Source organism: Microbacterium panaciterrae, assembly GCF_039541635.1.
GTDB classification, from domain to species: Bacteria; Actinomycetota; Actinomycetes; order Actinomycetales; family Microbacteriaceae; genus Microbacterium; species Microbacterium panaciterrae.
Map to the genome: position 1 here is coordinate 235,023 of NZ_BAABGP010000003.1, position 21,497 is coordinate 256,519.

Genomic DNA, 21,497 nt, shown 5'->3' on the forward strand with positions numbered 1-21,497 from the left:
CGCTCGCGGCGCGCGCCTCGCCCCCACCCTTCCCTGAGCGGGATCCGGCCCCAAGAAATCAGGACGTTTGCAACTCTGAAGGACGATCCGCGAGTGATCATCCTTCAGAGTTGCAAACGTCCTGAATGAGGTTAGGCCCGACCCGCCCCCACTACACCAGCGTCTGCTGCCAGGCGGCGTGCAGCTGGGCGAACTTGCCCGTGCCCGCGATGAGGACGTCGGGGGCGTCGTCCTCGATGATCCGGCCGTGCTCCATCACCAGCACCCGGTCCGCGATCGCGACCGTCGAGAGCCGGTGCGCGATGATGATCGCGGTGCGGTCGGCGAGCAGCGTCTGCAGAGCGTCCTGGATCAGCCGCTCCGAAGGGATGTCCAGCGAGGCGGTGGCCTCGTCCAGGATCAGCACCGCCGGGTCGGCGAGGAACGCCCGCGCGAACGAGATCAGCTGGCGTTGCCCCGCGGAGACGCGGCCGCCGCGCTTGTTCACGTCGGTGCCGTAGCCGTCCGGCAGGCCCTCGATGAACGCGTCGGCGCCCACTGCCCTGGCCGCCGCGCGGATCTCCTGGATCGTCGCATCGGGCTTGCCGAGCGCGATGTTGTCGGCGACCGTGCCGCTGAACAGATACGCCTCCTGCGTCACCATGACGATCGCCCGGCGCAGGTCCTTCGGGTGCAGGTCGCGCAGGTCGACGCCGTCCAGCGTCACCTGGCCCGCCGTCGGGTCGTAGAACCGCGACACGAGCTTGGCGAGCGTGGACTTGCCCGCGCCGGTGGTGCCCACGAGTGCGATCGTCTGGCCCGCCGGGATGTCCAGGGTGAAGTCCGGAAGGATCACCCGGTCGGCGGCGTAGCCGAACTCGACGTCGTCGAACCGCACATGGCCCGCGGCGTTCCACAGGTCGACCGGCTTGACCGGATCCGGAACCGTCGGCACCTCCTCGAGCACGCCCGAGACCTTCTCCAGCGCCGCGGTGGCGGACTGGTAGGAGTTCAGGAACATCGCGATCTCCTGCATCGGCGCGAAGAAGTTCCGCACGTACAGCACCGCGGCCAGCAGGATGCCGACCTGGATCTGCCCGTCCGCCATCCGCACGCCGCCCCACACGACCACGACGCCGAGGGTGAGGGCGGCCACCGCCATGAGCCCCGGCTCGAACGTGCCGAACAGCAGCATCGAGCGTCGGTTCACGTCGCGGTACTCGCCGGCGACCTCCTGGAAGGACACGTCGTTGCGCGGCTCCTTGCGGAACGCCTTCACGGCGCGGATCCCGGTCATGGTCTCCACGAACTGCACGATCACCTTGGCGCTGATCACTCGCGACTCGCGGTACACGCGCTGCGAGCGCGCGTAGAACCAGCGCATCAGGTACACCAGCGGGATGCCGGCCAGCACCAGCACCACGCCGGATTCCCAGTCGACGAGCACGAGCGCGATGAACGTGAACAGACCGTAGAGCAGGCCGGACACGAGCTGGTTCAGCCCGCCGTCCAGGAGCTCGCGGATCGAGTCGAGGTCGCTGGTCTGGCGCGAGATGATCCGGCCGGACGTGTAGCTCTCGTGGAACTCGAGGCTCAGCCGCTGCGTGTGCAGGAACATGCGCTTGCGCAGATCGATCAGCACCGCCTGCGTGATGCGGGCGGTGAGCACCGCATACCAGCCGATCAGGGCGGATCCGACCGCGCCGACGACGAGGAACACGATTCCGACCCCGATAGTCGGCATCCAGTCCGCGTGCGTCAGCACCGCCGGCAGCGCCGTGTTCAGGCCGTAGGCGACGAGCGCGGGCCCGGCGACCTGGGCGGCGGTCGAGATCACCAGCACCAGGGCGGTGAGAGTGATCTGCAGCTTGAGCGGGGTGATCAGGGATCCGAACAGCTTCAGCGAGCGACGACGGATCGCGGCGCTCTCCTCGCGGGTCAGGTTCGAGCGGTCCTCGTCCTGTGTTCCGACGACGCTCATGCCTGCACCTCCTCTTCGATGTGGGTGTCCGTGATGACGGGGATCGCGCCGGTGCGCGCGGCCTGTTCGGCCTCGAGGCTCGAGATGACGTGCCGGTAGTGCGCACTGGTGCGCAGCAGCTCGGAGTGCGTGCCCACGGCGGTCACGCGTCCCTGCTGCAGCAGCGCCACCCGGTCGGCGAGAGCGACGGTCGACGGCCGGTGCGCGACGATCAGCGCGGTGGTCTCGGCGAGCACGTGCCGCAGCGCCTCCTCGACGAGCGCCTCGGTGTCGACGTCGAGCGCCGACAGCGGGTCGTCCAGCACCAGCACCTTGGGCTTGGCGGCGACCGCCCGCGCGAGCGCGAGCCGCTGCCGCTGTCCACCGGAGAGGCTCAGCCCCTCTTCGCCGATCATCGTCTCGACGCCCTCGGGGAGCGTGTCGACGAACGCGGCCTGGGCGACCTCGAGCGCCTCGCGGAGCACCCGCTCAGCCTCGGGGCTGTGGACGTCCAGATCGGCCCGGCCGAGCAGCACGTTCTCACGCACGGTCGCCGAGAACAGCGTCGCGTCCTCGAAGGCCATCGCGATGTGCGTGCGCAGTTCGGCCAGGGTCAGGTCTCGCACGTCCACGCCGTCCAGCACGACGCGTCCGCCCGTGACGTCGTAGAGCCGGGTGGGCAGGGTCGTGAGCGTGGTCTTGCCGGATCCGGTGATCCCGACCAGTGCCATCGTCTCGCCGGGGCGCAGCACCAGGTCGACGCCGTCGAGCAGATCGCGCTCGTGCGGGCGCGCGTCCTGGTAGCGGAAGTGCACGCCCTCGAAGGAGAGCTCGCCGCGCGGGGCGGCGATGCTGACCGGCTTGTCGGGGTCGGTGATGGTGTTCTGCGCGTCGAAGATCTCGAACACGCGGTCGGTCGCGGTGCGCGCGTCGAGCAGGAACGAGAACAGGAATCCGATCGACTCGATCGGCCAGCGCAGCACCGTCGCCATCGCGAAATAGGCGAACAGCTCGGGCGCGCTCAGCGCGCCCTGCGCGATCAGCCAGATCCCGGCGACGAGGTTGACGGCGAAGGCGACCTCCGGCATGAACACCAGCCAGAACCAGATCCAGCCGACGGCCTTGGCCTTGCTCAGCTCAGTGCTGCGCAGTGACTCGGCCTGATTCGCGAACTTCAGCAGCGCGTGCTTGCCGCGCCCGAACGCCTTCAGCACGCGGATCCCGTGCACGCTCTCCTCGACGCTGGTGGCGAGGTCGCCGGCCTGGTCCTGGCTGCGGCGGGTGAGCGCGCCGTAGCGCTTCTCGAAGAGGAACCCCGAGATCCACAGCGGCACGGCCGTGATCAGGAAGATCGTGCCGAGCAGCCAGTGCCAGCGGAACAGCAGGCCCGCGCCGATGACGATCGTGAGCAGGTTCACGACCAGCAGCACGACCCCGAACGCGAGCCAGCGCCGGATCAGGCCGATGTCCTGCATCATGCGGCTGAGCAGCTGGCCGGACTGCCAGCGGTCGTGGAACGCGACCGGCAGCGTCTGCAGTCGGGCGTACAGCTGCGTGCGCATCGTGTACTCGACCTGGGTGGCGGGCTTGAGCACGAACTGCCGGCGCAACCACACCATGACGGCCTCACCCAGGGCGAGGACGGTGACCGCGACGGCGCCCCAGACGATCGGCATGATCTGCCCGGAGGCGATGGGACCCTCCAGCACCACCTGCAGCAGCAGCGGCACGCACAGGGCGATCACCGCGGCGGCGAGCGCGGACAGACCGCCGCCGACCAGGCGCCAGGTGACCGGCTTCACGAACGGCGCCAGGCGCGCGAGCGCCCGCGGGGTGGAGAGAGTGGGGTTGGTGACGGGCGAGGACGAGGATTCTTCAGACATGATTCTCAGTGGTTACGTATCGCAGGGGGATGGCAGGGGACGAGAACGAGCGGATGCGATGCATCCGTGCGAGCAGCGGCGGCCGGTGGGCCGGGGAGGATCCGGGAAGCGGTCAGTCCTCGGCCGGAACGAAGAGCGAACCGGCGACAGCGCTGATCGACGATGCAGTGGTGATCGTGGGCATGGTGTCCTCCTCGGTTCGCGGCTGTCGCCCGGCTGGTGCGACAGCCCACCAGCCTATGTGGGTGTTCTTGTCGAACGCAAGCGCTTTCCGGGAATTCCGGCGAGATCTCTCCGCGTCCGTCGCGTCGGCGCCCCCGCGCAGCGTCGGCGCCCCCCGCTGTCATCGCGACCAGGAGGAGGCACGGACGGCAGCGGGGGCGCCGATGAGGGGGTTGCAGGATCCGCTGCGCGGTGGTCAGGCCTGCGCGGCCTCCCGGTCCAGCAGACGGCGCTTCACGTCCTCGCCCCAGGCGAAGCCGCCGAGGGTCCCGTCGGTGCGGAGCACACGGTGGCACGGCACGAACAGCGCGGGCGCGTTGCGCGCGCAGATCGACGCCGCAGGGCGCACGGCGCCGGGCTTGCCGAGCGCCACGGCGAACTCGGTATATGTGAGCGGCGCGCCCGGGGTGATGCGGCGCAGCGCCGCCCAGCCCGCGCTCTGCATATCCGTGCCGACCTGGTGCACCTCGACATCGTCGATCGCGGCCAGGTCTCCCGCGTAGTACGCGGCGACCGCATCGGCGGCGGCCGTGCGTCCCTCCTCGATCTCGACGGGGCGGTGTCGTTCGGTGAGGCGGTTCAGGATCTCGTCGTGATCGGCGGTCCAGCCCGAGGCGAGGACGCGGTGCTCCTCATCCTCGAGGATCGTGAACGGGCCGTCGGGCGTGCTGATGGTCTGGATGAGGGCGGTCATTGCGCACCTTCCTTGAGCGGGGTCTTCGTGGTCTTCGTGGTGTGGGAGGTCTTGGTGGTCTTGCCGGCCGGGCGCCTGGCCGGGGCCGCGCGCCACAGGTGGGCCGTGAGGTAGCTGCGCCAGGGGGCCGTGCGGGCCGCCCAGCCGTCGAGCGGCGCCGCATCGGCGGGCAGCCTCGCCGCGGCCGCTCCGGCGCGCGCCGCGACGTCTCCGGGCAGGAACACGTCGGGGTCGCTCAGCACGCGCATGCGCACGTAGTCGGCGGTCCACGGCCCGATGCCGGGCATCGCGAGAAGCGCGGCCCTCTGCGCCTCGCCGTCGTCGCCGAGCGTGAGCCGGAGCGAACCGTCGGCCAGTGCCGCCGCGGCTCCCGTGATCGCGCGGATCCTCGCAGCAGGACCCCGCAGAACCTCGGATCCGCGCTCGGCGATCGCCGCCATGGTCGGGAACAGCACCCCGTCCTCACCGACACGTTCGCCCAGCTCCTGCGCGAGCAGCGTCAGCGCCGTGCGCGCGGCGGCCACGGTGATCTGCTGGCCCACCATCGCGCGGATCAGCATCTCGTGCGGATCGGCGGCGCCCGGCACCCGGATGCCCGGAGTGCGCACGACGAGGGGGGCGAGCGGCACGTGCCCGGACAGCGCGGCGTCGACCGCCTGCGGATCCGCGTCCAGGTCGAACAGCCGCCGGGCGCGGGCGACGAGCGGGGCGAGGTCGCCGAGCTGCGCCAGCCGGGCGCGCAGGTGGAGGCGCCCTGCGTCGTCGAGCCGCAGCTCGAACCAGGCGGGCCCGCCGGTCAGTCGCAGATGCCGGGAGAAGCTCCGCTCCCCCGCCTCCTCGACGCCGGGCAGCGCCCTCGCCCGCATCCAGGCGAACAAGCCGTCCGCGTCGAACGGCTTGCGGTACGGCAGCAGCAGCTCGATCACGCCCGGAACGGCGCCCGCCGCCTCTGCGGCGTCACGACCGTGGCGCTTGGCCCGCAGCTCCCCCGGCGCGAGGCCGAACACCTCGCGCACCGTGTCGTTGAACTGGCGCACGCTCGCGAACCCCGCGGAGAACGCCACATCGGCGATCGGAAGATCAGTGCCGACGAGCAGCATCCGCGCCGTGTGCGCGCGATGCGCCCTGGCGAGGGCGAGAGGCCCCGCACCGAGCTCCGTCGCGAGCAGCCGCGTGAGGTGCCGCGTGGAGTATCCGAGCCGCGCGGCGAGCCCCGGCACTCCCTCGCGCTCCACGACGCCGTCGGCGATCAGCCGCATGGCACGCGCCGCGACATCGCCGCGCAGGTTCCACTCGGGCGATCCTGGCGCGGCCTCTGGCAGGCAGCGCTTGCAGGCGCGATAGCCGGCCTCGTGCGCGGCGGCGCTGGTCGGGAAGAACGTGACGTTCTCGGGCTTCGGCGTGCGTGCAGGGCAGCTCGGCCGGCAGTAGATCCCGGTCGACCGCACCGCCGTGACGAACTGGCCGTCGAAGCGCACATCGCGCGCATCGATCGCGCGGTACCGCTCGTCGAAGGTCATCCCGGGGAAGTTCATGCCTCCACTCTGACACGTCCGATTCCCGCAAGCTCGCGGAAATCGGACATGACAGTGGACAGGGAGCCTCCGCGGGGGACCGCGACCGGTCTCAGTGGAAGAAGTGCCGCTCGCCCGTGAAGAACATCGTCACGCCGGCCTTGCGGGCCGCGTCCACGACCTCGCCATCGCGCACCGAGCCGCCGGGCTGCACGATCGCCGTGATGCCGGCGTCGAGGAGGACCTGGGGCCCGTCCGCGAACGGGAAGAACGCGTCGGACGCTGCGACGGATCCGGCCGCACGATCGCCGGCCCGTTCGACCGCGAGCTTGCACGAGTCGACGCGGTTGACCTGGCCCATGCCGACGCCGACCGTGGCGTTGCCCTTGGCGAGCACGATCGCGTTGGACTTCACGGCGCGGCACGCCTTCCACGCGAAGATCAGGTTCTCCATCTCCACCTCGTCCGGGCGCTCGCCCGAGACGAGTTCCCAGTTCTTCGCGACTGAGACGATGTCGTCGGGGAACCGGTCGGCATCCTGCAGCAGCAGGCCGCCGGAGACCAGGCGCACGTCCATCCGCTCCTGCTGCCAGTCGTCCGGGAGCTGCAGCAGGCGCAGGTTCTTCTTGGCCTTGAACACCTCCAGCGCCGCCGGCTCGAACGCCGGGGCGACGATGACCTCCGTGAAGATGTCCTTCAGGTTCTCGGCCATCTTCAGCGTGACGGTGCCGTTCGCCGCGATCACCCCGCCGTAGGCGGACACCGGATCGCACTCGTGCGCACGGAGGTGCGCGCTGGCGATGGGATCCAGGGCGTTCGGCGCGGTGGTCGCGATGCCGCACGGGTTGGCGTGCTTGATGATCGCGACCGCCGGCTGCACCATGTCGTACGCGGCGCGCAGGGCGGCGTCCGCGTCGACGTAGTTGTTGTACGACATCTCCTTGCCCTGCAGCTGCGTGGCCTGGGCGATGCCGTGCCCGCCGGCGCGGGTGTAGATCGCCGCGCGCTGGTGCGCGTTCTCGCCGTAGCGCAGGGTGGCCAGACGCTCCGCGTTGACCGTGAGGTGCTCGGGCAGGTCGCCCTCGGTGGTCAGCGTGCCCTCCGAGAACCACTGCGCCACCGCGGTGTCGTATGCGGCGGTGTGCGCGAAGGCACGGGCGGCGAGCTCGCGGCGCTGCACGAGCGTGGTGCCGCCCGTGGCGAGTCCGGCGATGATCGACGGGTACGACTCCGGCGAGACGACGATCGCGACGTTGGCGTGGTTCTTCGCCGCGGCGCGCACCATGGCGGGTCCGCCGATGTCGATCTGCTCGACCACGTCGTCGCCGACGGCGCCGGACGCGACGGTCTCGACGAACGGGTACAGGTTCACCACGACGAGCTCGAACGGGCTGATCCCGCGCTCGGCGAGCTGCCGCTCGTGATCTTCCAGGCGCAGATCGGCGAGCAGGCCGCCGTGGATCGCCGGATGCAGGGTCTTGACCCGGCCGTCCAGCATCTCGGCGACGCCCGTGACAGCGGCGACATCGGTGACGGCGAGGCCGGCGTCTCGGATGGTCGCGGCGGTGGATCCCGTCGAGACGATCTCGATGCCGCTGTCGGCGAGCGCCTGCGCGAGCGGCACCAGGCCGGTCTTGTCGCTGACGGAGACCAGGGCGCGGCGGATGCGCACCTCGTCACGGGGGCGGTAGAGCGAGGGATCGTGGGCAGGACCGGCCATCGGGATTCCTTCCGGGAGGGTGTTCAGTGCGAGTCGGGGCGCGTCGAACCGGCACGTGCGGAGAGCACGAGCTCTCCCCCGGCGATGCGGCGGATGACGTCGATCAGCAGGCGCCGTTCGACGGGCTTGATGCGCTCGTGCAGCGACGTCTCGGTGTCACCGGGGTGCACCGCGACATGCTCCTGAGCGAGGATCGGTCCGCTGTCGACGCCGTCGTCGACCACGATCACGCTGGCCCCGGTCTGGGTCGCCCCGGCCGCGAGAGCATCACGCACACCGTGCGCTCCGGGGAAGGCCGGCAGGTACGCGGGGTGCGTGTTGATGATGTTCGGCGCCCACTCGGCCACGAGGGTCTGCGGCAGCAGCCGCATGAGCCCGCTCAGCACCACGAGGTCGGGCTGCCAGACCTTCAGCTGCGCGTCGAGTTCGGCACCCCAGGCCTCACGGGATTCGAACGCGTCCCAGGGGACCACGAACGAGGGGATCCCGAACGCCTCCGCGTGGAAGAGTCCGTCCGCCTCCCGATCCGCGCCGATCACGATGATGCGCGCGGGGAATCCGGGGTCGGCGGCCGCGTCGAGCAGGGCACGAAGATTCGAGCCGGTGCCCGAGATGAGAACCGCGACCGTCAGCACGCACACAGTCTATCCGGGGCGCAGACGCCTCCTCGCCGCCTTGACACCGACCGCCGAGCGTGGTCGCTCAGAACGACTCGCCCTCGGCCCAGATGCCGTCGGGCGCCCCGTGCCGACGCGGCGAGAGCAGCAGGATCCCGGCGCCGACGAGCACCTCCAGCCCCAGCGCGAGCGCCACCGGACCCGCCTCGGGCCCGGCGTGCACGAGACGCCCTGGACCCAGCGATCCGCTGGACAGCGCCGCGAGCAGCGCGCCGCCCGCCGCCGCCAGCACGGCGATGCCGAGCGCGATGGCGAGCCGCGGCATCACCCCGGACTCGATGCCGGCGGAGACCTGCCGGGAGCGGATCAGCCAGCCCGCGAACGCCCCCGCCGCGATGGGCACCAGCACGACGATGAGGAACCAGGGCGAGGAGTTGTCCGGCACGAGCCCCAGCATCGGCGCGCCCGGCACCACGCCGAGCACGGTCCCGGCCGGGGAGACGGCCGTCCCGGTGCCGATCGCGAACCCGGGACCGGCGATCCAGGCGATCCCCCAGGCGAGCAGCGTGGGCAGATAGGCGAGCTGAGCGAGCCCGATCACGACGACCCCGAGGGCGTCCGCGCGCAGCGACTCGAACAGCGCGACGACCTGACCGCCGCGCACGAGCGCGGCGACGGCGACGGCGAGCCCGGCGGCCCCGATCACCCCGGCGAGGGCGGCGGAGGCGCCGCGCACGATGTCGCCCGGAACGTGCGCCCAGTGCGACAGGCCGTCCAGGGCGTCCTGGATCCGGTCGATGATCCCGCCGTCCCCCTCGCTCCACGCGGTGGCCATGGCCCCGGCGAGCGCGCCGCACAGGAACACCAGGGGCGGGAACAGGATCGCGAGCGGCAGCGGCGTCGCGAGCATGGCGAACCGCCCGGTCAGCGCCGCGAGCCCCGAGATCACGGCGAACACGACGGTCCCGGAGACAACTCCCGTGATCCAGGATCCGGAGAGCGCCGCCCGACGTCCCGACCGCGCCGCGAAGAACGCCGTGAACGCGAGCAGCAGGAGTGGTGGCACCGACAGCACGAACCTCGCGGCCTCCGGCGCGATCCCGACCGCGCGGACCAGGGCATCCGGCAGCGAGACCGCGACCGGGACGCCGTGCCCGAACTGCCACAGCGTGACCGCGCTCGGCCAGAGCGCACCCCAATCGGCGCTCGCGCCGAACGAGATCGCCCAGATCAGGGTCAGCGGTGCGAGCAGCACGACGAGACCGATGGCCGCCGCGACGAGCGCATCGACCGCCGCAAGGAGCACGATGAGGAGGCGTTGCATAGCGGCTTCGAGCCTACGTGCTGAAACCGGCGGTTCTGCGGCGAACCTCCCCTGCCCCGCCGATTCACCCGCGTGGGTCCCCCGACGCGGTACGGTTTTGCGCGGAGGTCTGCCCATGTCAACTGTCCCCCCGCCCACGGCCGACACGGCCCCTGCCGAACCGAAGAACGCCGTCGACCGCTTCTTCGAGATCACGAAACGCGGATCCACCGTCGGCGCGGAGGTCCGCGGCGGCATCGTGACCTTCGTCACGATGGCGTACATCGTGATCCTGAACCCGATCATCCTGTCCACCTCGAAGGACGTCGTCGGCACGCAGCTCGGCTTCGCGCAGCTGAGCGCCGTGACCGGCCTGACCGCCGCCGTGATGACGATCCTGTTCGGCCTGGTAGCCCGGCTGCCGTTCGGCTTCGCGGCGGGCCTGGGCATCAACGCGTTCCTCGCCTTCTCGGTCGTCGGCGAGGTGACCTGGGCAGAGGCCATGGGGCTCGTCGTGATCAACGGCCTGATCATCGTGGTGCTCAGCGCGACCGGGTTGCGGCGGATGATCTTCGAGGCCGTCCCGATGCAGCTCAAGCTCGCGATCACGGTCGGCATCGGCCTGTTCATCGCGTTCATCGGCTTCGTGAACGCCGGCTTCGTGACCTCGACCAAGAGCGACTCCCCGCCGGTCGGACTCGGCATCGCCGGCTCGGTCGCGACCGTGCCCACCCTGATCTTCGTGATCACGCTGCTGCTCACGGCGATCCTGGTCGCCATGCGGGTCAAGGGCGGGATCCTCATCGGCCTCGTCTCCGGCACCGTCATCTCGGTGATCGTGGAGGCCATCTGGCACCTCGGCCCCAAGGTGAACGGCGACAAGATCAACCCCGGGGGCTGGGGACTGACCGAGCCGACGCTGCCGAAGAACCTCATCGCGATCCCCGACCTGTCGCTGATCGGACACGTCGACCTGTTCGGGGCGTTCGGACGGATCGGCGCGGTCGCGGCGCTCATGCTGGTGTTCACCCTCGTGTTCACGAACTTCTTCGACGCGATGGGCACCATGACGGGCCTCGCGAAGGAGGCCGGCCTCGCCGACGCCAAGGGCGAGTTCCCGCGGCTGCGCTCGGCGCTCATCGTCGAGGGCGTCGGCGCAGTCGCCGGAGGTTTCACGTCGGGCTCCTCGAACACGGTGTTCATCGAGTCCGGTGCGGGCATCGGCGAGGGTGCACGCACGGGCCTGGCCAACGTCGTGACCGGCGTGCTGTTCCTCATCGCGATGTTCTTCACCCCGCTGGTGTCGATCGTGCCCACCGAGGTCGCCGCGGCCGCGCTGGTGATCGTCGGGACTCTCATGATGAGCCAGATCCGGCACATCGATCTCACCGACTTCTCGGCGCTGTTCCCGGTGTTCGTGACGATCACCGTGATGCCGATGACCTACTCGATCGCGAACGGGATCGGCGCCGGCTTCATCAGCTGGGTGCTCGTGCGCGCGTTCTCCGGGAAGGCCCGTGGAATCAGCCCGCTGCTGTGGATCGTCACCGCCGGCTTCGTGATCTACTTCGTGCGCGGCCCGATCGAGCAGCTGCTGTCGCACTGAGCGGGCGGCGGCCGCGCCCTGGCGCGCCGCTCAGAGTACGAGCGGCACCGCCGCCTCGGGCACGCGGAGCCGGTGGTCCAGCTCCGCATAGCCGAATTCGCGGACCAGGCGGTCGCGGGTCTCGGTGAAGTGGTGCCAGCCCTCGGCGTGCACCGGCACGATCACGGCGTCGCCGAGCACCCGGGTCGCCTCGACCGCTGTGCGGGCGTTCAGCGTCAGGTCGGCGTCGCCGAATCGGCCCACGTTCGCGGCGCCCGCGAAGAGCACCGCGATGTCGATCCGGCCGATCCGCCCCGCGATCTCGGCGACGAGCCCCACGGAGGCGTTGTCGCCGGAGACGTAGACCACGGGCTGGCCCGGCGATGTCAGGACGAACCCGGTCACCGTGCCGGAGAGCGCCTCCGCCCCCTCCGGCCCATGCAGCGCCGGCACCGCCGTCACTTCGACCTGGCCGAGGCGATGCGTCTGCCACGGGGCGAGCCCGGTCACGCCCTCGACCCGCGCCGCCGCCTCGGGAGTCGACAGCACGACGCCCGCCCGTGGCAGGAACGCGCGGCCCGACTCGTCGAGGTTGTCCGGGTGCTGATCGTGCGAGAGCAGCACGGCGTCGACGTCGCCGATCTCGTCGGGCAAGAGCGCCGGCCCGGTCAGCTTGTGCAGCGGGATCCCGCCCGCATAGGTGCGCGGAGCGTCGAAGGTCGGGTCGGTCAGCAGCCGCACCCCCGCATAGTCCAGCACGACGGTCGGTCCGCCGACGAGCGTCAGGGTCACGGTGCGTGCGGGCGCAGTGCGGGCGGGCGTGGTGCTCTCGGTCATTGATCCATCGTCGCATTCAGGAGCGCCGCGTGCCGCGCGCGGATCCTGCGCACCGGACGCCGGGATCCGGATCCCACGTCCCGAGATCAGGTCACCTGACCGAGAACCGGACGATCTGCGTGAATCCTCCGGATCTCGGTCACATCGCCTGATCTCGGGACGGCAAGACAAGGGAGGGCCAATGAGGTGCCGACGATGCCACGCGACGACGAGGGGCTCCGGGCACAATGCCCGGAGCCCCTCATGAGACGGATCGCTTAGAGCGCGGCGAACACCTCGCGCAGCAGCGCGGCGGTCTCGGACGGCGTCTTGCCGACCTTGACGCCGGCGGCCTCGAGGGCCTCCTTCTTCGCCTGCGCGGTGCCCGCGGAGCCGGAGACGATGGCGCCGGCGTGGCCCATGGTCTTGCCCTCGGGAGCGGTGAAGCCCGCGACGTAGCCGACGACCGGCTTGGTGACGTTGGCCTTGATGAACTCCGCCGCACGCTCCTCGGCGTCGCCGCCGATCTCGCCGATCATGACGATCGCCTTCGTCTCGGGGTCGGCCTCGAACGCGGCGAGCGCGTCGATGTGCGTGGTGCCGATCACCGGGTCGCCGCCGATACCGATGGCGGTGGAGAAGCCCAGATCGCGCAGTTCGAACATCATCTGGTAGGTCAGGGTGCCCGACTTCGAGACGAGGCCGATCGGGCCCTTGCCGGTGATGTTGGCCGGGGTGATGCCCGCGAGGGCCTCGCCCGGGGTGATGATGCCGGGGCAGTTCGGGCCGATGATGCGGGTCTTGCCGCCCTTTTCGACCGCGTACGCCCACGCCTCGGCCGAGTCGCCGACCGGCACGCCCTCGGTGATGACCACGAGCAGCGGGATCTCGCTGTCGATGGCCTCGATCATCGCGTCCTTCGTGAACGCCGGAGGCACGAAGGCGACCGACGCGTTCGCGCCGGTCTTCTCGATGGCCTCGGCGACGGAGGCGAACACCGGCAGCTCGACGGCGTTGCCGTCCTTGTCGGTGTGCGAGACCGTGGTGCCGGCCTTGCGGGCGTTCACGCCGCCGACGACGTTCGTGCCCGCCTTCAGCATGAGTGCGGTGTGCTTGGTGCCCTCGCCGCCCGTGATGCCCTGGACGATGACCTTGGAGTCCTTGTTGAGGTAGATCGACATGTTCCTAGTCCTTGTCTCGTCGGCGGGTCAGGCGTTCGCCAGCTCGGCGGCCTTGTCGGCGCCCTCGTCCATGGTGGCGGCGAGCGTGACGAGCGGGTGGTCGGCGGCGGCGAGGATCGCGCGCCCCTCTTCGACCTGGTTGCCGTCGAGGCGGACGACGAGCGGCTTGGTGGCCGCGGCGCCGAGGATCTCGAGCGCCTTGACGATGCCCTCCGCGACGGCCACGCAGCTGGTGATGCCGCCGAAGACGTTGACGAAGACGCTCTTGACCTGCTCGTCGTTCAGGATGACGTCGAGGCCGCTCGCCATGACCTGCGCGTTCGCGCCGCCGCCGATGTCGAGGAAGTTCGCGGGCTTCACGCCCCCGTGGTTCTCGCCGGCGTACGCGACGACGTCGAGGGTCGACATGACAAGGCCTGCGCCGTTGCCGATGATGCCGACCTGGCCGTCGAGCTTGACGTAGTTCAGGCCCGACTCCTTGGCCTTGGCCTCGAGCGGGTTCTCCGTCGCCTTGTCGGCGAGCTCCTCGTGCTCGGGGTGACGCACCTCGCTGGCGTTGTCATCGAGCGTGACCTTGCCGTCCAGCGCGATGATGTCGCCGTCCTCGGTCTGCACCAGCGGGTTGACCTCGACCAGGGTCGCATCCTCGCCCGTGTAGACGTCGTAGAGCTTGACGAAGACGTCGGCGACCTTCTCGGCCAGACCCGGCTCGAAGCCGCCGGCCTGCGCGATCTCGAGCGCCTTGGCGGGGGTGATGCCCTCGAGCGGGTTCACCTCGACGCGGGCGAGAGCCTCGGGCTTCTCGACGGCGAGCTGCTCGATCTCCATGCCGCCCTCGACGCTCGCCAGCGACAGGTAGGAGCGGTTGGAGCGGTCCAGCAGCACCGAGAAGTAGAACTCGCGGGCGATGCGGGCACCGGCGGCGACCATGACGCGCTTGACGACGTGGCCCTTGATGTCCAGGCCGAGGATCGCCTGGGCCGCCTCGTACGCCTCGTCGGGGTTCTTGGCGACCTTCACGCCGCCGGCCTTGCCGCGGCCACCGGTCTTGACCTGCGCCTTGACGACGACCACGCCACCGAGCTTCTCGGCCGCTGCCTTCACCTCCTCGGGGGTGTCGGCGACGATGCCGGCGAGGACCGGCACTCCGTACTTCTCGAATAGGTCTCGTGCCTGGTACTCGTAGAGGTCCACGTGCAGTCCTTCGCTGGTTGCGACGAATGGGACGCGACAGCAATCCTGTCGGGCGCCGGCTGTCAGCCGACCCGGTCAACCAGCCTACTACCGCGGAATCACGCTTCCTGACCGCGGTCGAAGAAGCCCGCCGGCCTTCTGGCGGCCCGCCGTCGCCGCGTCCCGTCACACGGTGTCGCCGCGTCCCGTCACACACGGGCGCCGGGGAACTAGGCTCCTGCTATGACCGAGCACGCCGACGTGTCCCCCGCCCGCACCGCCGTGGTGCGCGCGGCGCTCGAGCTGTTCTCCGCCCAGGGGTTCGACTCGACCTCGGTCGAGCAGATCGCGCGGGCCGCGGGCATCTCGCGCTCCACCTTCTTCCGCCAGTTCGGCGGCAAGGACGATGTCGTCTTCGCCGACCACGAGGAGCTGCTGGACGGGCTGCGCCGCTACCTCGACCGCCCGCACGCCAACCCGTGGACGGCCGTGTGCGATGCCTCCCTCATGGTGTTCCGCTCCTTCGCGGCCGACCCCGAGATGGCCCGCCTGCGCTATCAGGTGGTGCGCGGCGTGCCCACCCTGCGCGACCGCGAGATCGTGACGGTGTTCCAGTACGAGCGGCTGTTCGACGAGTATCTGCGGCGGTCGATGCCGGATCTGGATCCGCTGGACGCGGTCGGGTTCGCCGCGCTCGTCACCGCCGTGCACAATCACGTGCTGCGGCGCCTGCTGCGCGGATCCCGCACCTCCGCGGCTGCGCTGCGCCGTGCGCTGGACGACGTGCTGCGCCGCTACGGCGTGCATCCGGATGCTGTCGAGGATCCGGGGCCCGACGCGATGGTCGTCGCCGTGTTCCCGCGATCGATGCCGATGGCGGAGATCACCCGTCGGCTGCGCGACGAGCTCGCCTGAGCCGTCCCGCGCGCTCCGTCCGCACCCCGTGATCGGCCTGTGATCCGCAGGTGATCCGGCGTGCACGCGAAAGCGTCATTGGCGGTACGCTGTCTCATGGTTCCTGAGACTCAGTCTCATTCCCGGATGGAGACCCTATGAGCACCGACGCCCTGTTCCCCGGCGAAGCCGTCACCTCCTACGACGTGACCGGCCGCCTCGGCAGCGACTACTACGAGGTCTTCTCCGACATCGACGCCGAGGATCGCGCACACTGGGAGCGCGCGCAGGCCTACGTCGACGAGGTCGGTCCGACGATGCTCGACGCCTGGGATCGGGCGGAGTATCCACTCGAGGCGGCCCATCGGATGGGCGAGATGGACCTCGTGGTGGACGGAATCGATCACCCCTCCCTCACCCGGATGAGCCCCCTCGCGGCAGGCCTCGTGAACATGGAGATCTCCCGCGGCGACGGCTCGCTCGGCACGATCCTGGCCGTGCAGGGCGGCCTCGCCCTGCGCACGCTCGCGCTGTTCGGCAGCCTGGAGCAGCAGGATCGCTGGCTCGTCCCGCTCGCCGACGGCTCGGTGCTCGGATCCTTCGCGCTCACCGAGCCCGATCACGGGTCCGATTCCGTCTCGCTCGAGACCGTCGCGCGGCGCGACGGCGAGGAGTGGGTGCTGCGCGGCGCGAAGAAGTGGATCGGCAACGGCGCCTCCGGCGGCATCACCTTCGTCTGGGCGCGCGTCGACGACGAGGGCGCCGAGGGGCACGGATCCGTGCGCTGCTTCCTCGTCGAGCAGGACACCCCCGGCTACCAGGGCTCCGTGATCACCGGCAAGGTCTCGCTGCGCGGGATCCACCAGGCGCACATCCGCCTCGACGACGTGCGGGTGCCTCTGGACGCCGTGCTGCCGGGCACGAAGAGCTTCAGGGACGCGTCGACCGTGCTGTACGCGACGCGGTCGGGTGTCGCCTGGTCCGCGCTCGGGCACGCCACCGCCTGCTACGAGGCGGCGCTCACGTACGCGCGGACGCGGATCCAATTCGGCAAGCCGCTCGCGAAGTTCCAGATGGTGCAGGAGCGCCTCACCCACATGCTGGAGGACCTCACGGCGATGCAGCTGTATTGCCGTCGCATGGCCGACATGGAGGAGGCGGGCACGCTGCGCCCCGCGCAGGCGTCGCTCGCGAAGTTCCACAACACCCGCGCGGCGCGCCGGGTCGCCTCAAGCGCCCGCGACCTGCTCGGCGGCAACGGGATCCTGCTCGAGAACGGCGTCATGCAGCACATGGCCGACATCGAGGCGATCCACACCTACGAGGGCACCGAGAGCGTCCAGGCGCTGCTGATCGGCCGAGACATCACTGGGATGAGCGCCTTCGCCTGAACTCGGGGAAGCCGTTGTCGACGCCGTTGTGCAGGCCGTTGTGCAGGCCGTTGTGCAGGGAGGCCCCGCCGTTCTGCAGGGTGGAGCGTCGGTTCCGGCGACCGGTGAGCGGTCACAAGGCGCGATCGGAGTTCACTCACCCTGCATAACGGACGGCCCTCCCTGCAGAACGGCTCGCGCGCGGCGGTGACTCAGTCGCAGCCGCAGCGGCCGGCGGCGTTGCGCACCATGAAGCACACGTCGCAGACGCCGTAGTCGCGGTCCTCGCGGACCGTGGCGCGCAGCGTGCGCGGTTCGGCTTTGGGCTTCGCGGCCGCACGGGTCGCGGCCGATCGGGTGCCGGCCGAACGGGCGGTGCCCTGCGCGCGCGAGGCGACGATCGGCATATCCGGCAGCTCGCTGGGGTGCGTGACGTAGAAGTACGGCTCGCGACCCTCGCTCGGCAGGAGCGGCAGCGCGCGCCCGGCGATGATCACCTGCTCCTCGGCGGTGAAGCCGTTGGTGTACGTCTTGCCGATGTGCAGGGCTGCGCCCTCGCCTCGGCGGACCGCCTCGATGTAGCGGCCACGGTCGATGTAGGTGGTGATGCCGACGGCCTCGACGAGGGCATCGATGAAGTCATGGTTCGCGGGATCGACACGGTGCGCGCGCAGCGCCTCCGCGAGCGATTTGTAGGGACGGGAATTGCCGGTCGGGGTGGGACCCTGGACTTCATTCATATTGCTTCAAGGATCCCACGTTCTGCTCGGCGCATGTTGCGTGCGTGCAAGACTGGCGGCATGCCCCGCGCCACCGTCATCGGGAGCGGACCGAACGGTCTCGCCGCCGCGGTCTCGCTGGCCCGTGCGGGCTACGCCGTGGAGGTGCTCGAAGCGGCCCCGACGATCGGCGGTGGCGTGCGCAGCGAGGAGTCCACCCTGCCCGGCTTCGTGCACGACGTCTGCTCGGCCGTGCACCCCGCCGCTTACTCGTCCCCGTTCTTCCGGGCGTTCGGCCGGGACCGGATCGACTGGATCGTCCCCGAGGCCGCGTACGCGCATCCCCTGGACGGCGGCCGGGCCGGCATCGCCTGGCACGACCTGGAGCGCACCGCCGACGCGCTGGGTCCGGACGCGCGGGCCTGGCGCGCCCTGCTGCGCCCGTTGAGCGCGCACATCGAGGGCGTGCTGGACTTCACCGGATCCACCCTGCTGCGCCTTCCCGGCGATCCCGTCACGGCGGTGCGATACGGCTTGCGCGTGCTGGAGCAGGGCTCGGCGATGGCCTCCCGCACGTTCCGCACCCCCGAGGCCGCCGCGCTCGTGGCCGGCGTGGTCGCGCACGCCAACACGGCGCTGCCCTCGCTCAGCGCGGCCGCGGCCGGCCTGCTGCTCCTGGCGCAGGCGCACGCCGGAGGCTGGGCGCACCCGCGCGGCGGCGCGCAGCGCATCGCCGACGCACTCGCGGAGGATCTGCGCGTGCACGGCGGCACGATCCGGACCGGCACGAAGGTGGCCGATCTGTCGGCTCTGGACTGGGGGGATCCGCGCGGCGGCGATCTGCTGGTGCTGAACACCGCACCCCGCCTCGCGCTGACCCTGCGCGATGTCCCTCCCGGCTATGCGCAGGCGATCCGCGCCTACCGCTACGGCGCGGCGGCGGCGAAGGTCGACTTCGCGCTGGACGGACCGGTGCCGTGGTCCCACCCCGACGTCGCGCGCGCCCCCACCGTGCACGTCGGCGGCACCAGGGCCGAGATCTGGGCGAGCGAGAACGCGGTCGCGCAGGGGCGCGTGTCGGAGCGGCCGTACGTGCTGGCCGCGCAGCCGTCCGTGCTCGACGAGACCAGGGCGCCGGCCGGCAAGCACGTGCTGTGGACCTACATCCACGCCCCCGCGAACTCCGACGTGGACGCCACCGAGCTGATCGTCCGGCAGATCGAGCGCTTCGCTCCGGGCTTCCGGGACCGGATCCTGGCGAGCCACGCCGTGACGCCGCGCGAGCGGGTGCACCTCAACCCGTCGGAGGTCGGCGGCGACATCTTCGGCGGCGCGTTCACCTTGCGTCAGGCCGTGAAGCGGCCTGTGCTCTCCCGCACCCCCTGGCGCACTCCGATGCCGGGCGTGTACCTGGCCTCGGCGGCGACCCCGCCCGGCCCGGGCGTGAACGGCATAGCCGGCTGGCACGCCGCCCGCACCGCGCTCGCGGACGCGGGCGAGCGCGTCGGCCTCGCGGATCTGTTCGGATCCTGAGCCAGAGGGCAGGATGGGACCCATGCGCTACGAGATCCCCGCACCGATGCTCGCGAAGGCCGCGACATCCGTGCCCGACCCGGCGAAGTTCCCCGGGGGCCTGCTGTACGAGCCGAAGTGGGACGGGTTCCGCGGGCTCGTGTCGTGGGACGGCGAGACCGTCGAGATCGGATCCCGCGGCGCCAAGCCGCTCACCCGGTACTTCCCCGAGCTCGTCGAGGCGCTCCCCCGGCTGCTGCCCGGCCCGTGCCTGCTCGACGGCGAGATCGTGGTCGCAACGGGGCCGGACGGATCCCAGCGACTGGACTGGGAGGCGCTCAGTCAACGGATCCATCCGGCAGCATCGCGGGTGCAGAAGCTGTCCCTGGAGACCCCGGCCATGTTCATCGCGTTCGATCTGCTCGCCGAGGGCGACGCGGATCTGCAGCAGCTCCCGTTCGGCGAACGCCGGGAACGGCTCGAGCGGCTCTTCGCCGACGTACCGGACCCGCTGCACCTGACCCGCACGAGCACGGATCCGGACACCGCCCGGCGCTGGCTCGCGGAGTTCGAGGGCGCCGGCTTGGACGGCGTGGTGGCGAAGCCCCTCGACCAGCCGTATGCGCCGAACAAGCGCACCCTGTTCAAGATCAAGCACGCCCGCACCGCCGACGTCGTCGCGCTCGGCTATCGCATGCACAAGAGCGGATCGGGCGTGGGATCGCTCCTGGTGGGGCTGTACGGCGAGGACGGCGTGCTGCGTCAGGTCGGCGGCGTCGCCGCGTGGAGCGACGCGATGCGGCAGCAGCTCGTGGACGACCTCGCGCCGCTCGTGGAGCGGGACGAGTCGGGCGCCGCTGTCACCGGCGAGGGCGAGCGGTCGCGGTTCAGCAGCAGCAAGGACACGTCGTTCGTGCGGCTGCGCCCCGAACGCGTGCTCGAGGTGCGCTACGACCAGCTGGAGGGCTGGCGGTTCCGGCACACGGTCCAGTTCGCACGCTGGCGCGACGACCGCGAGGCCCGCTCCTGCACCTACGAGCAGCTGGAGACCGTCGCTGGCTACGACCTCGCCGACGTCATCGACTGACGTCGGTTCGATCGGGGACGCACGCGCACGAACGGAGCGCAGGGTCCGGGAGGTCGGGCGCGCAGGCTCGGGACTGGCGGGGCTCGCGCAGCGAGCCGGGACCGCGCGCCCGACCTCCCGGCCCCGGAGCGGCGCCGACCGGGTCCGACCGGCGCTATTCCCCGACGCGTTCGCCCTTGTCGTCCCAGTTGGCGGCGACCTTCTTCGAGGGCTGCACGCGCGGCGGCTCGCCCGGCATCTTCGGGAACTCGGGCGGGAACGGCATCTCGCCGAGGCCGTTCTCGACGTCCCGCTCCCACCAGCTCAGCAGCGTGTCGATCCGGCCCGGCGCGTCCTGCATCCGCGCCCACGGATCACCGATGTCCGCGAGCCGCTGCGGGGTCGTGCGGACGGTGAACCGGGCCGGATCCACCTCGTCCAGCTCGTCCCATTCGATCGGCGTCGAGACCGTCGCGCCGGGCAGCGCGCGCGGACTGTAGGCGCCCGCCATCGTGCGGTCGCGGTTGGCCTGGTTGAAGTCGACGAAGATCCGCGTCCCGCGCTCCTCCTTCCACCAGGCCGTGGTGACGCGATCCGGCATCCTCCGCTCCAGCTCGCGCCCGGCCGCGATCACCGCGTGCCGCACCACGAGGAACTCGTGCTCGGGCAGGATCGGGCAGAACACGTGCAGCCCGCGGTTGCCGCTGGTCTTGATGAACGCCTCCAGGCCTGCCTCCCGCAGCACCGCTCGCAGCTCGTGCGCGGCGGGGATGGCCTCGGCGATGCCGGTGCCGGGCTGCGGATCCAGGTCGATGCGCAGTTCGACCGGGTTGTCGGTGTCCGCGGCGAGCGACGCCCAGGGGTGGAAGACGACGGTGTTCATCTGCACTGCCCAGACGATCGCCGCGGCTTCGGTGAGCACGATCTGCGGGTGCTTGCGCCCGCTGTTGTACGTGCACATCACGCTCTGCACGAAGTCGGGGGTGCCCTTGGGCGGGTTCTTCGAGAAGAAGCTCTCCCCGCCGATCCCGTCGCGATAGCGCTCCAGCGAGACGGGGCGATTTCCGTTCGCCGACAGGAACGGCACGGACACGGTCTGGAGATAGTCGGCGAGCTCGGCCTTCGTGATCGGCCCGCCCGGCACATCGGGCCAGACCGCGCGGTTCGGGCTGGACAGGTCCAGCGAACGATCGCCGTCGGGCCCGGGAACGGTCAGCGTGATGCGCTCGGATGCCATGACTCGACCCTAGGGCGCACCGCCGACGCGCCGCCAGATGCCCGTCACGCCC

At 70.9% G+C, this 21,497-nt stretch carries 17 protein-coding genes; 5 read left to right on the forward strand and 12 right to left on the reverse strand.

The window, feature by feature from the left end:
- Window positions 1–151: 151 nt before the first annotated feature.
- From ABD882_RS01125 to ABD882_RS01155, 7 genes are all read right to left on the reverse strand, one after another.
- Window positions 152–1,960 (reverse strand): ABC transporter ATP-binding protein, encoded by a 1,809-nt coding sequence (locus ABD882_RS01125; RefSeq protein ID WP_345183485.1) that lies wholly within the window; start codon window positions 1,958–1,960, stop codon window positions 152–154.
- On the reverse strand, window positions 1,957–3,822 hold the full coding sequence (locus tag ABD882_RS01130; protein WP_345183487.1) for an ABC transporter ATP-binding protein: 1,866 nt from the start codon (window positions 3,820–3,822) through the stop codon (window positions 1,957–1,959). Before ABD882_RS01130 ends, ABD882_RS01125 begins: the two co-directional genes overlap by 4 nt.
- A 418-nt stretch (window positions 3,823–4,240) precedes the next feature.
- Window positions 4,241–4,738, reverse strand: a complete 498-nt coding sequence (locus tag ABD882_RS01135; RefSeq protein WP_345183488.1) for a methylated-DNA--[protein]-cysteine S-methyltransferase — start codon at window positions 4,736–4,738, stop codon at window positions 4,241–4,243.
- On the reverse strand, window positions 4,735–6,273 hold the full coding sequence (locus ABD882_RS01140) for a DNA-3-methyladenine glycosylase 2 family protein (protein WP_345183490.1): 1,539 nt from the start codon (window positions 6,271–6,273) through the stop codon (window positions 4,735–4,737). Before ABD882_RS01140 ends, ABD882_RS01135 begins: the two co-directional genes overlap by 4 nt.
- Before the next feature lie 91 nt (window positions 6,274–6,364).
- Window positions 6,365–7,972, reverse strand: coding sequence for a bifunctional phosphoribosylaminoimidazolecarboxamide formyltransferase/IMP cyclohydrolase (gene purH / locus ABD882_RS01145; protein WP_345183492.1), 1,608 nt, complete (start codon window positions 7,970–7,972; stop codon window positions 6,365–6,367).
- A 23-nt stretch (window positions 7,973–7,995) separates the two neighbouring features.
- Window positions 7,996–8,607, reverse strand: a complete 612-nt coding sequence (gene purN / locus ABD882_RS01150; RefSeq protein ID WP_345183494.1) for a phosphoribosylglycinamide formyltransferase — start codon at window positions 8,605–8,607, stop codon at window positions 7,996–7,998.
- Window positions 8,608–8,674: 67 nt separating this feature from the next.
- Window positions 8,675–9,913, reverse strand: coding sequence for a cell division protein PerM (locus ABD882_RS01155; RefSeq protein ID WP_345183496.1), 1,239 nt, complete (start codon window positions 9,911–9,913; stop codon window positions 8,675–8,677).
- A 115-nt stretch (window positions 9,914–10,028) separates the two neighbouring features.
- On the opposite strand from ABD882_RS01155, the gene ABD882_RS01160 reads away from it, so the two are divergent.
- On the forward strand, window positions 10,029–11,498 hold the full coding sequence (locus tag ABD882_RS01160) for an NCS2 family permease (protein ID WP_345183498.1): 1,470 nt from the start codon (window positions 10,029–10,031) through the stop codon (window positions 11,496–11,498).
- A 30-nt stretch (window positions 11,499–11,528) separates the two neighbouring features.
- On the opposite strand, the gene ABD882_RS01165 is transcribed toward ABD882_RS01160, so the two are convergent.
- The 3 genes from ABD882_RS01165 to sucC form a co-directional block, all read right to left on the reverse strand.
- Entirely contained in the window at window positions 11,529–12,314 is a 786-nt protein-coding gene (locus ABD882_RS01165) for an MBL fold metallo-hydrolase (protein WP_345183500.1), read from the reverse strand.
- 257 nt (window positions 12,315–12,571) lie between these two features.
- Window positions 12,572–13,474, reverse strand: coding sequence for a succinate--CoA ligase subunit alpha (sucD, locus tag ABD882_RS01170; protein WP_345183501.1), 903 nt, complete (start codon window positions 13,472–13,474; stop codon window positions 12,572–12,574).
- Window positions 13,475–13,501: 27 nt separating this feature from the next.
- Window positions 13,502–14,668 carry an ADP-forming succinate--CoA ligase subunit beta gene (gene sucC, locus ABD882_RS01175; protein WP_345183503.1) on the reverse strand — a complete coding sequence of 389 codons (1,167 nt, stop codon included), beginning with the start codon at window positions 14,666–14,668 and terminating at the stop codon, window positions 13,502–13,504.
- A 222-nt stretch (window positions 14,669–14,890) separates the two neighbouring features.
- On the opposite strand from sucC, the gene ABD882_RS01180 reads away from it, so the two are divergent.
- Window positions 14,891–15,562, forward strand: coding sequence for a TetR family transcriptional regulator (locus ABD882_RS01180; protein ID WP_345183504.1), 672 nt, complete (start codon window positions 14,891–14,893; stop codon window positions 15,560–15,562).
- Between the two features lie 137 nt (window positions 15,563–15,699).
- Complete coding sequence (locus tag ABD882_RS01185) at window positions 15,700–16,932, forward strand: acyl-CoA dehydrogenase family protein (protein WP_345183506.1); 1,233 nt, start codon at window positions 15,700–15,702, stop codon at window positions 16,930–16,932.
- Window positions 16,933–17,123: 191 nt separating this feature from the next.
- Here the strand turns inward: ABD882_RS01185 and ABD882_RS01190 are convergent, their stop codons facing one another.
- On the reverse strand, window positions 17,124–17,651 hold the full coding sequence (locus tag ABD882_RS01190) for a hypothetical protein (protein ID WP_345183508.1): 528 nt from the start codon (window positions 17,649–17,651) through the stop codon (window positions 17,124–17,126).
- 60 nt (window positions 17,652–17,711) lie between these two features.
- On the opposite strand from ABD882_RS01190, the gene ABD882_RS01195 reads away from it, so the two are divergent.
- Window positions 17,712–19,163, forward strand: coding sequence for a phytoene desaturase family protein (locus tag ABD882_RS01195; RefSeq protein WP_345183509.1), 1,452 nt, complete (start codon window positions 17,712–17,714; stop codon window positions 19,161–19,163).
- A gap of 22 nt (window positions 19,164–19,185) precedes the next feature.
- Window positions 19,186–20,229, forward strand: coding sequence for an ATP-dependent DNA ligase (locus tag ABD882_RS01200; protein ID WP_345183511.1), 1,044 nt, complete (start codon window positions 19,186–19,188; stop codon window positions 20,227–20,229).
- A 154-nt stretch (window positions 20,230–20,383) separates the two neighbouring features.
- On the opposite strand, the gene ligD is transcribed toward ABD882_RS01200, so the two are convergent.
- Window positions 20,384–21,445 carry a non-homologous end-joining DNA ligase gene (gene ligD / locus ABD882_RS01205; RefSeq protein WP_345183512.1) on the reverse strand — a complete coding sequence of 354 codons (1,062 nt, stop codon included), beginning with the start codon at window positions 21,443–21,445 and terminating at the stop codon, window positions 20,384–20,386.
- Between the last annotated feature and the right edge of the window lie 52 nt (window positions 21,446–21,497).

Excerpts from the sequence above, each read along its gene's own strand:
- ABD882_RS01195 (WP_345183509.1), top strand. The coding sequence starts at position 17,712 with ATGCCCCGCGCCACCGTCATCGGGAGCGGACCGAACGGTCTCGCCGCC.
- ABD882_RS01185 (WP_345183506.1), top strand. The coding sequence starts at position 15,700 with ATGAGCACCGACGCCCTGTTCCCCGGCGAAGCCGTCACCTCCTACGAC.
- ABD882_RS01125 (WP_345183485.1), bottom strand. The coding sequence starts at position 1,960 with ATGAGCGTCGTCGGAACACAGGACGAGGACCGCTCGAACCTGACCCGC.
- ABD882_RS01165 (WP_345183500.1), bottom strand. The coding sequence starts at position 12,314 with ATGACCGAGAGCACCACGCCCGCCCGCACTGCGCCCGCACGCACCGTG.
- ABD882_RS01180 (WP_345183504.1), top strand. The coding sequence starts at position 14,891 with ATGACCGAGCACGCCGACGTGTCCCCCGCCCGCACCGCCGTGGTGCGC.
- ABD882_RS01200 (WP_345183511.1), top strand. The coding sequence starts at position 19,186 with ATGCGCTACGAGATCCCCGCACCGATGCTCGCGAAGGCCGCGACATCC.
- ligD (WP_345183512.1), bottom strand. The coding sequence starts at position 21,445 with ATGGCATCCGAGCGCATCACGCTGACCGTTCCCGGGCCCGACGGCGAT.
- ABD882_RS01135 (WP_345183488.1), bottom strand. The coding sequence starts at position 4,738 with ATGACCGCCCTCATCCAGACCATCAGCACGCCCGACGGCCCGTTCACG.
- ABD882_RS01155 (WP_345183496.1), bottom strand. The coding sequence starts at position 9,913 with ATGCAACGCCTCCTCATCGTGCTCCTTGCGGCGGTCGATGCGCTCGTC.
- ABD882_RS01140 (WP_345183490.1), bottom strand. The coding sequence starts at position 6,273 with ATGAACTTCCCCGGGATGACCTTCGACGAGCGGTACCGCGCGATCGAT.
- ABD882_RS01160 (WP_345183498.1), top strand. The coding sequence starts at position 10,029 with ATGTCAACTGTCCCCCCGCCCACGGCCGACACGGCCCCTGCCGAACCG.
- purH (WP_345183492.1), bottom strand. The coding sequence starts at position 7,972 with ATGGCCGGTCCTGCCCACGATCCCTCGCTCTACCGCCCCCGTGACGAG.
- ABD882_RS01130 (WP_345183487.1), bottom strand. The coding sequence starts at position 3,822 with ATGTCTGAAGAATCCTCGTCCTCGCCCGTCACCAACCCCACTCTCTCC.
- sucD (WP_345183501.1), bottom strand. The coding sequence starts at position 13,474 with ATGTCGATCTACCTCAACAAGGACTCCAAGGTCATCGTCCAGGGCATC.
- ABD882_RS01190 (WP_345183508.1), bottom strand. The coding sequence starts at position 17,651 with ATGAATGAAGTCCAGGGTCCCACCCCGACCGGCAATTCCCGTCCCTAC.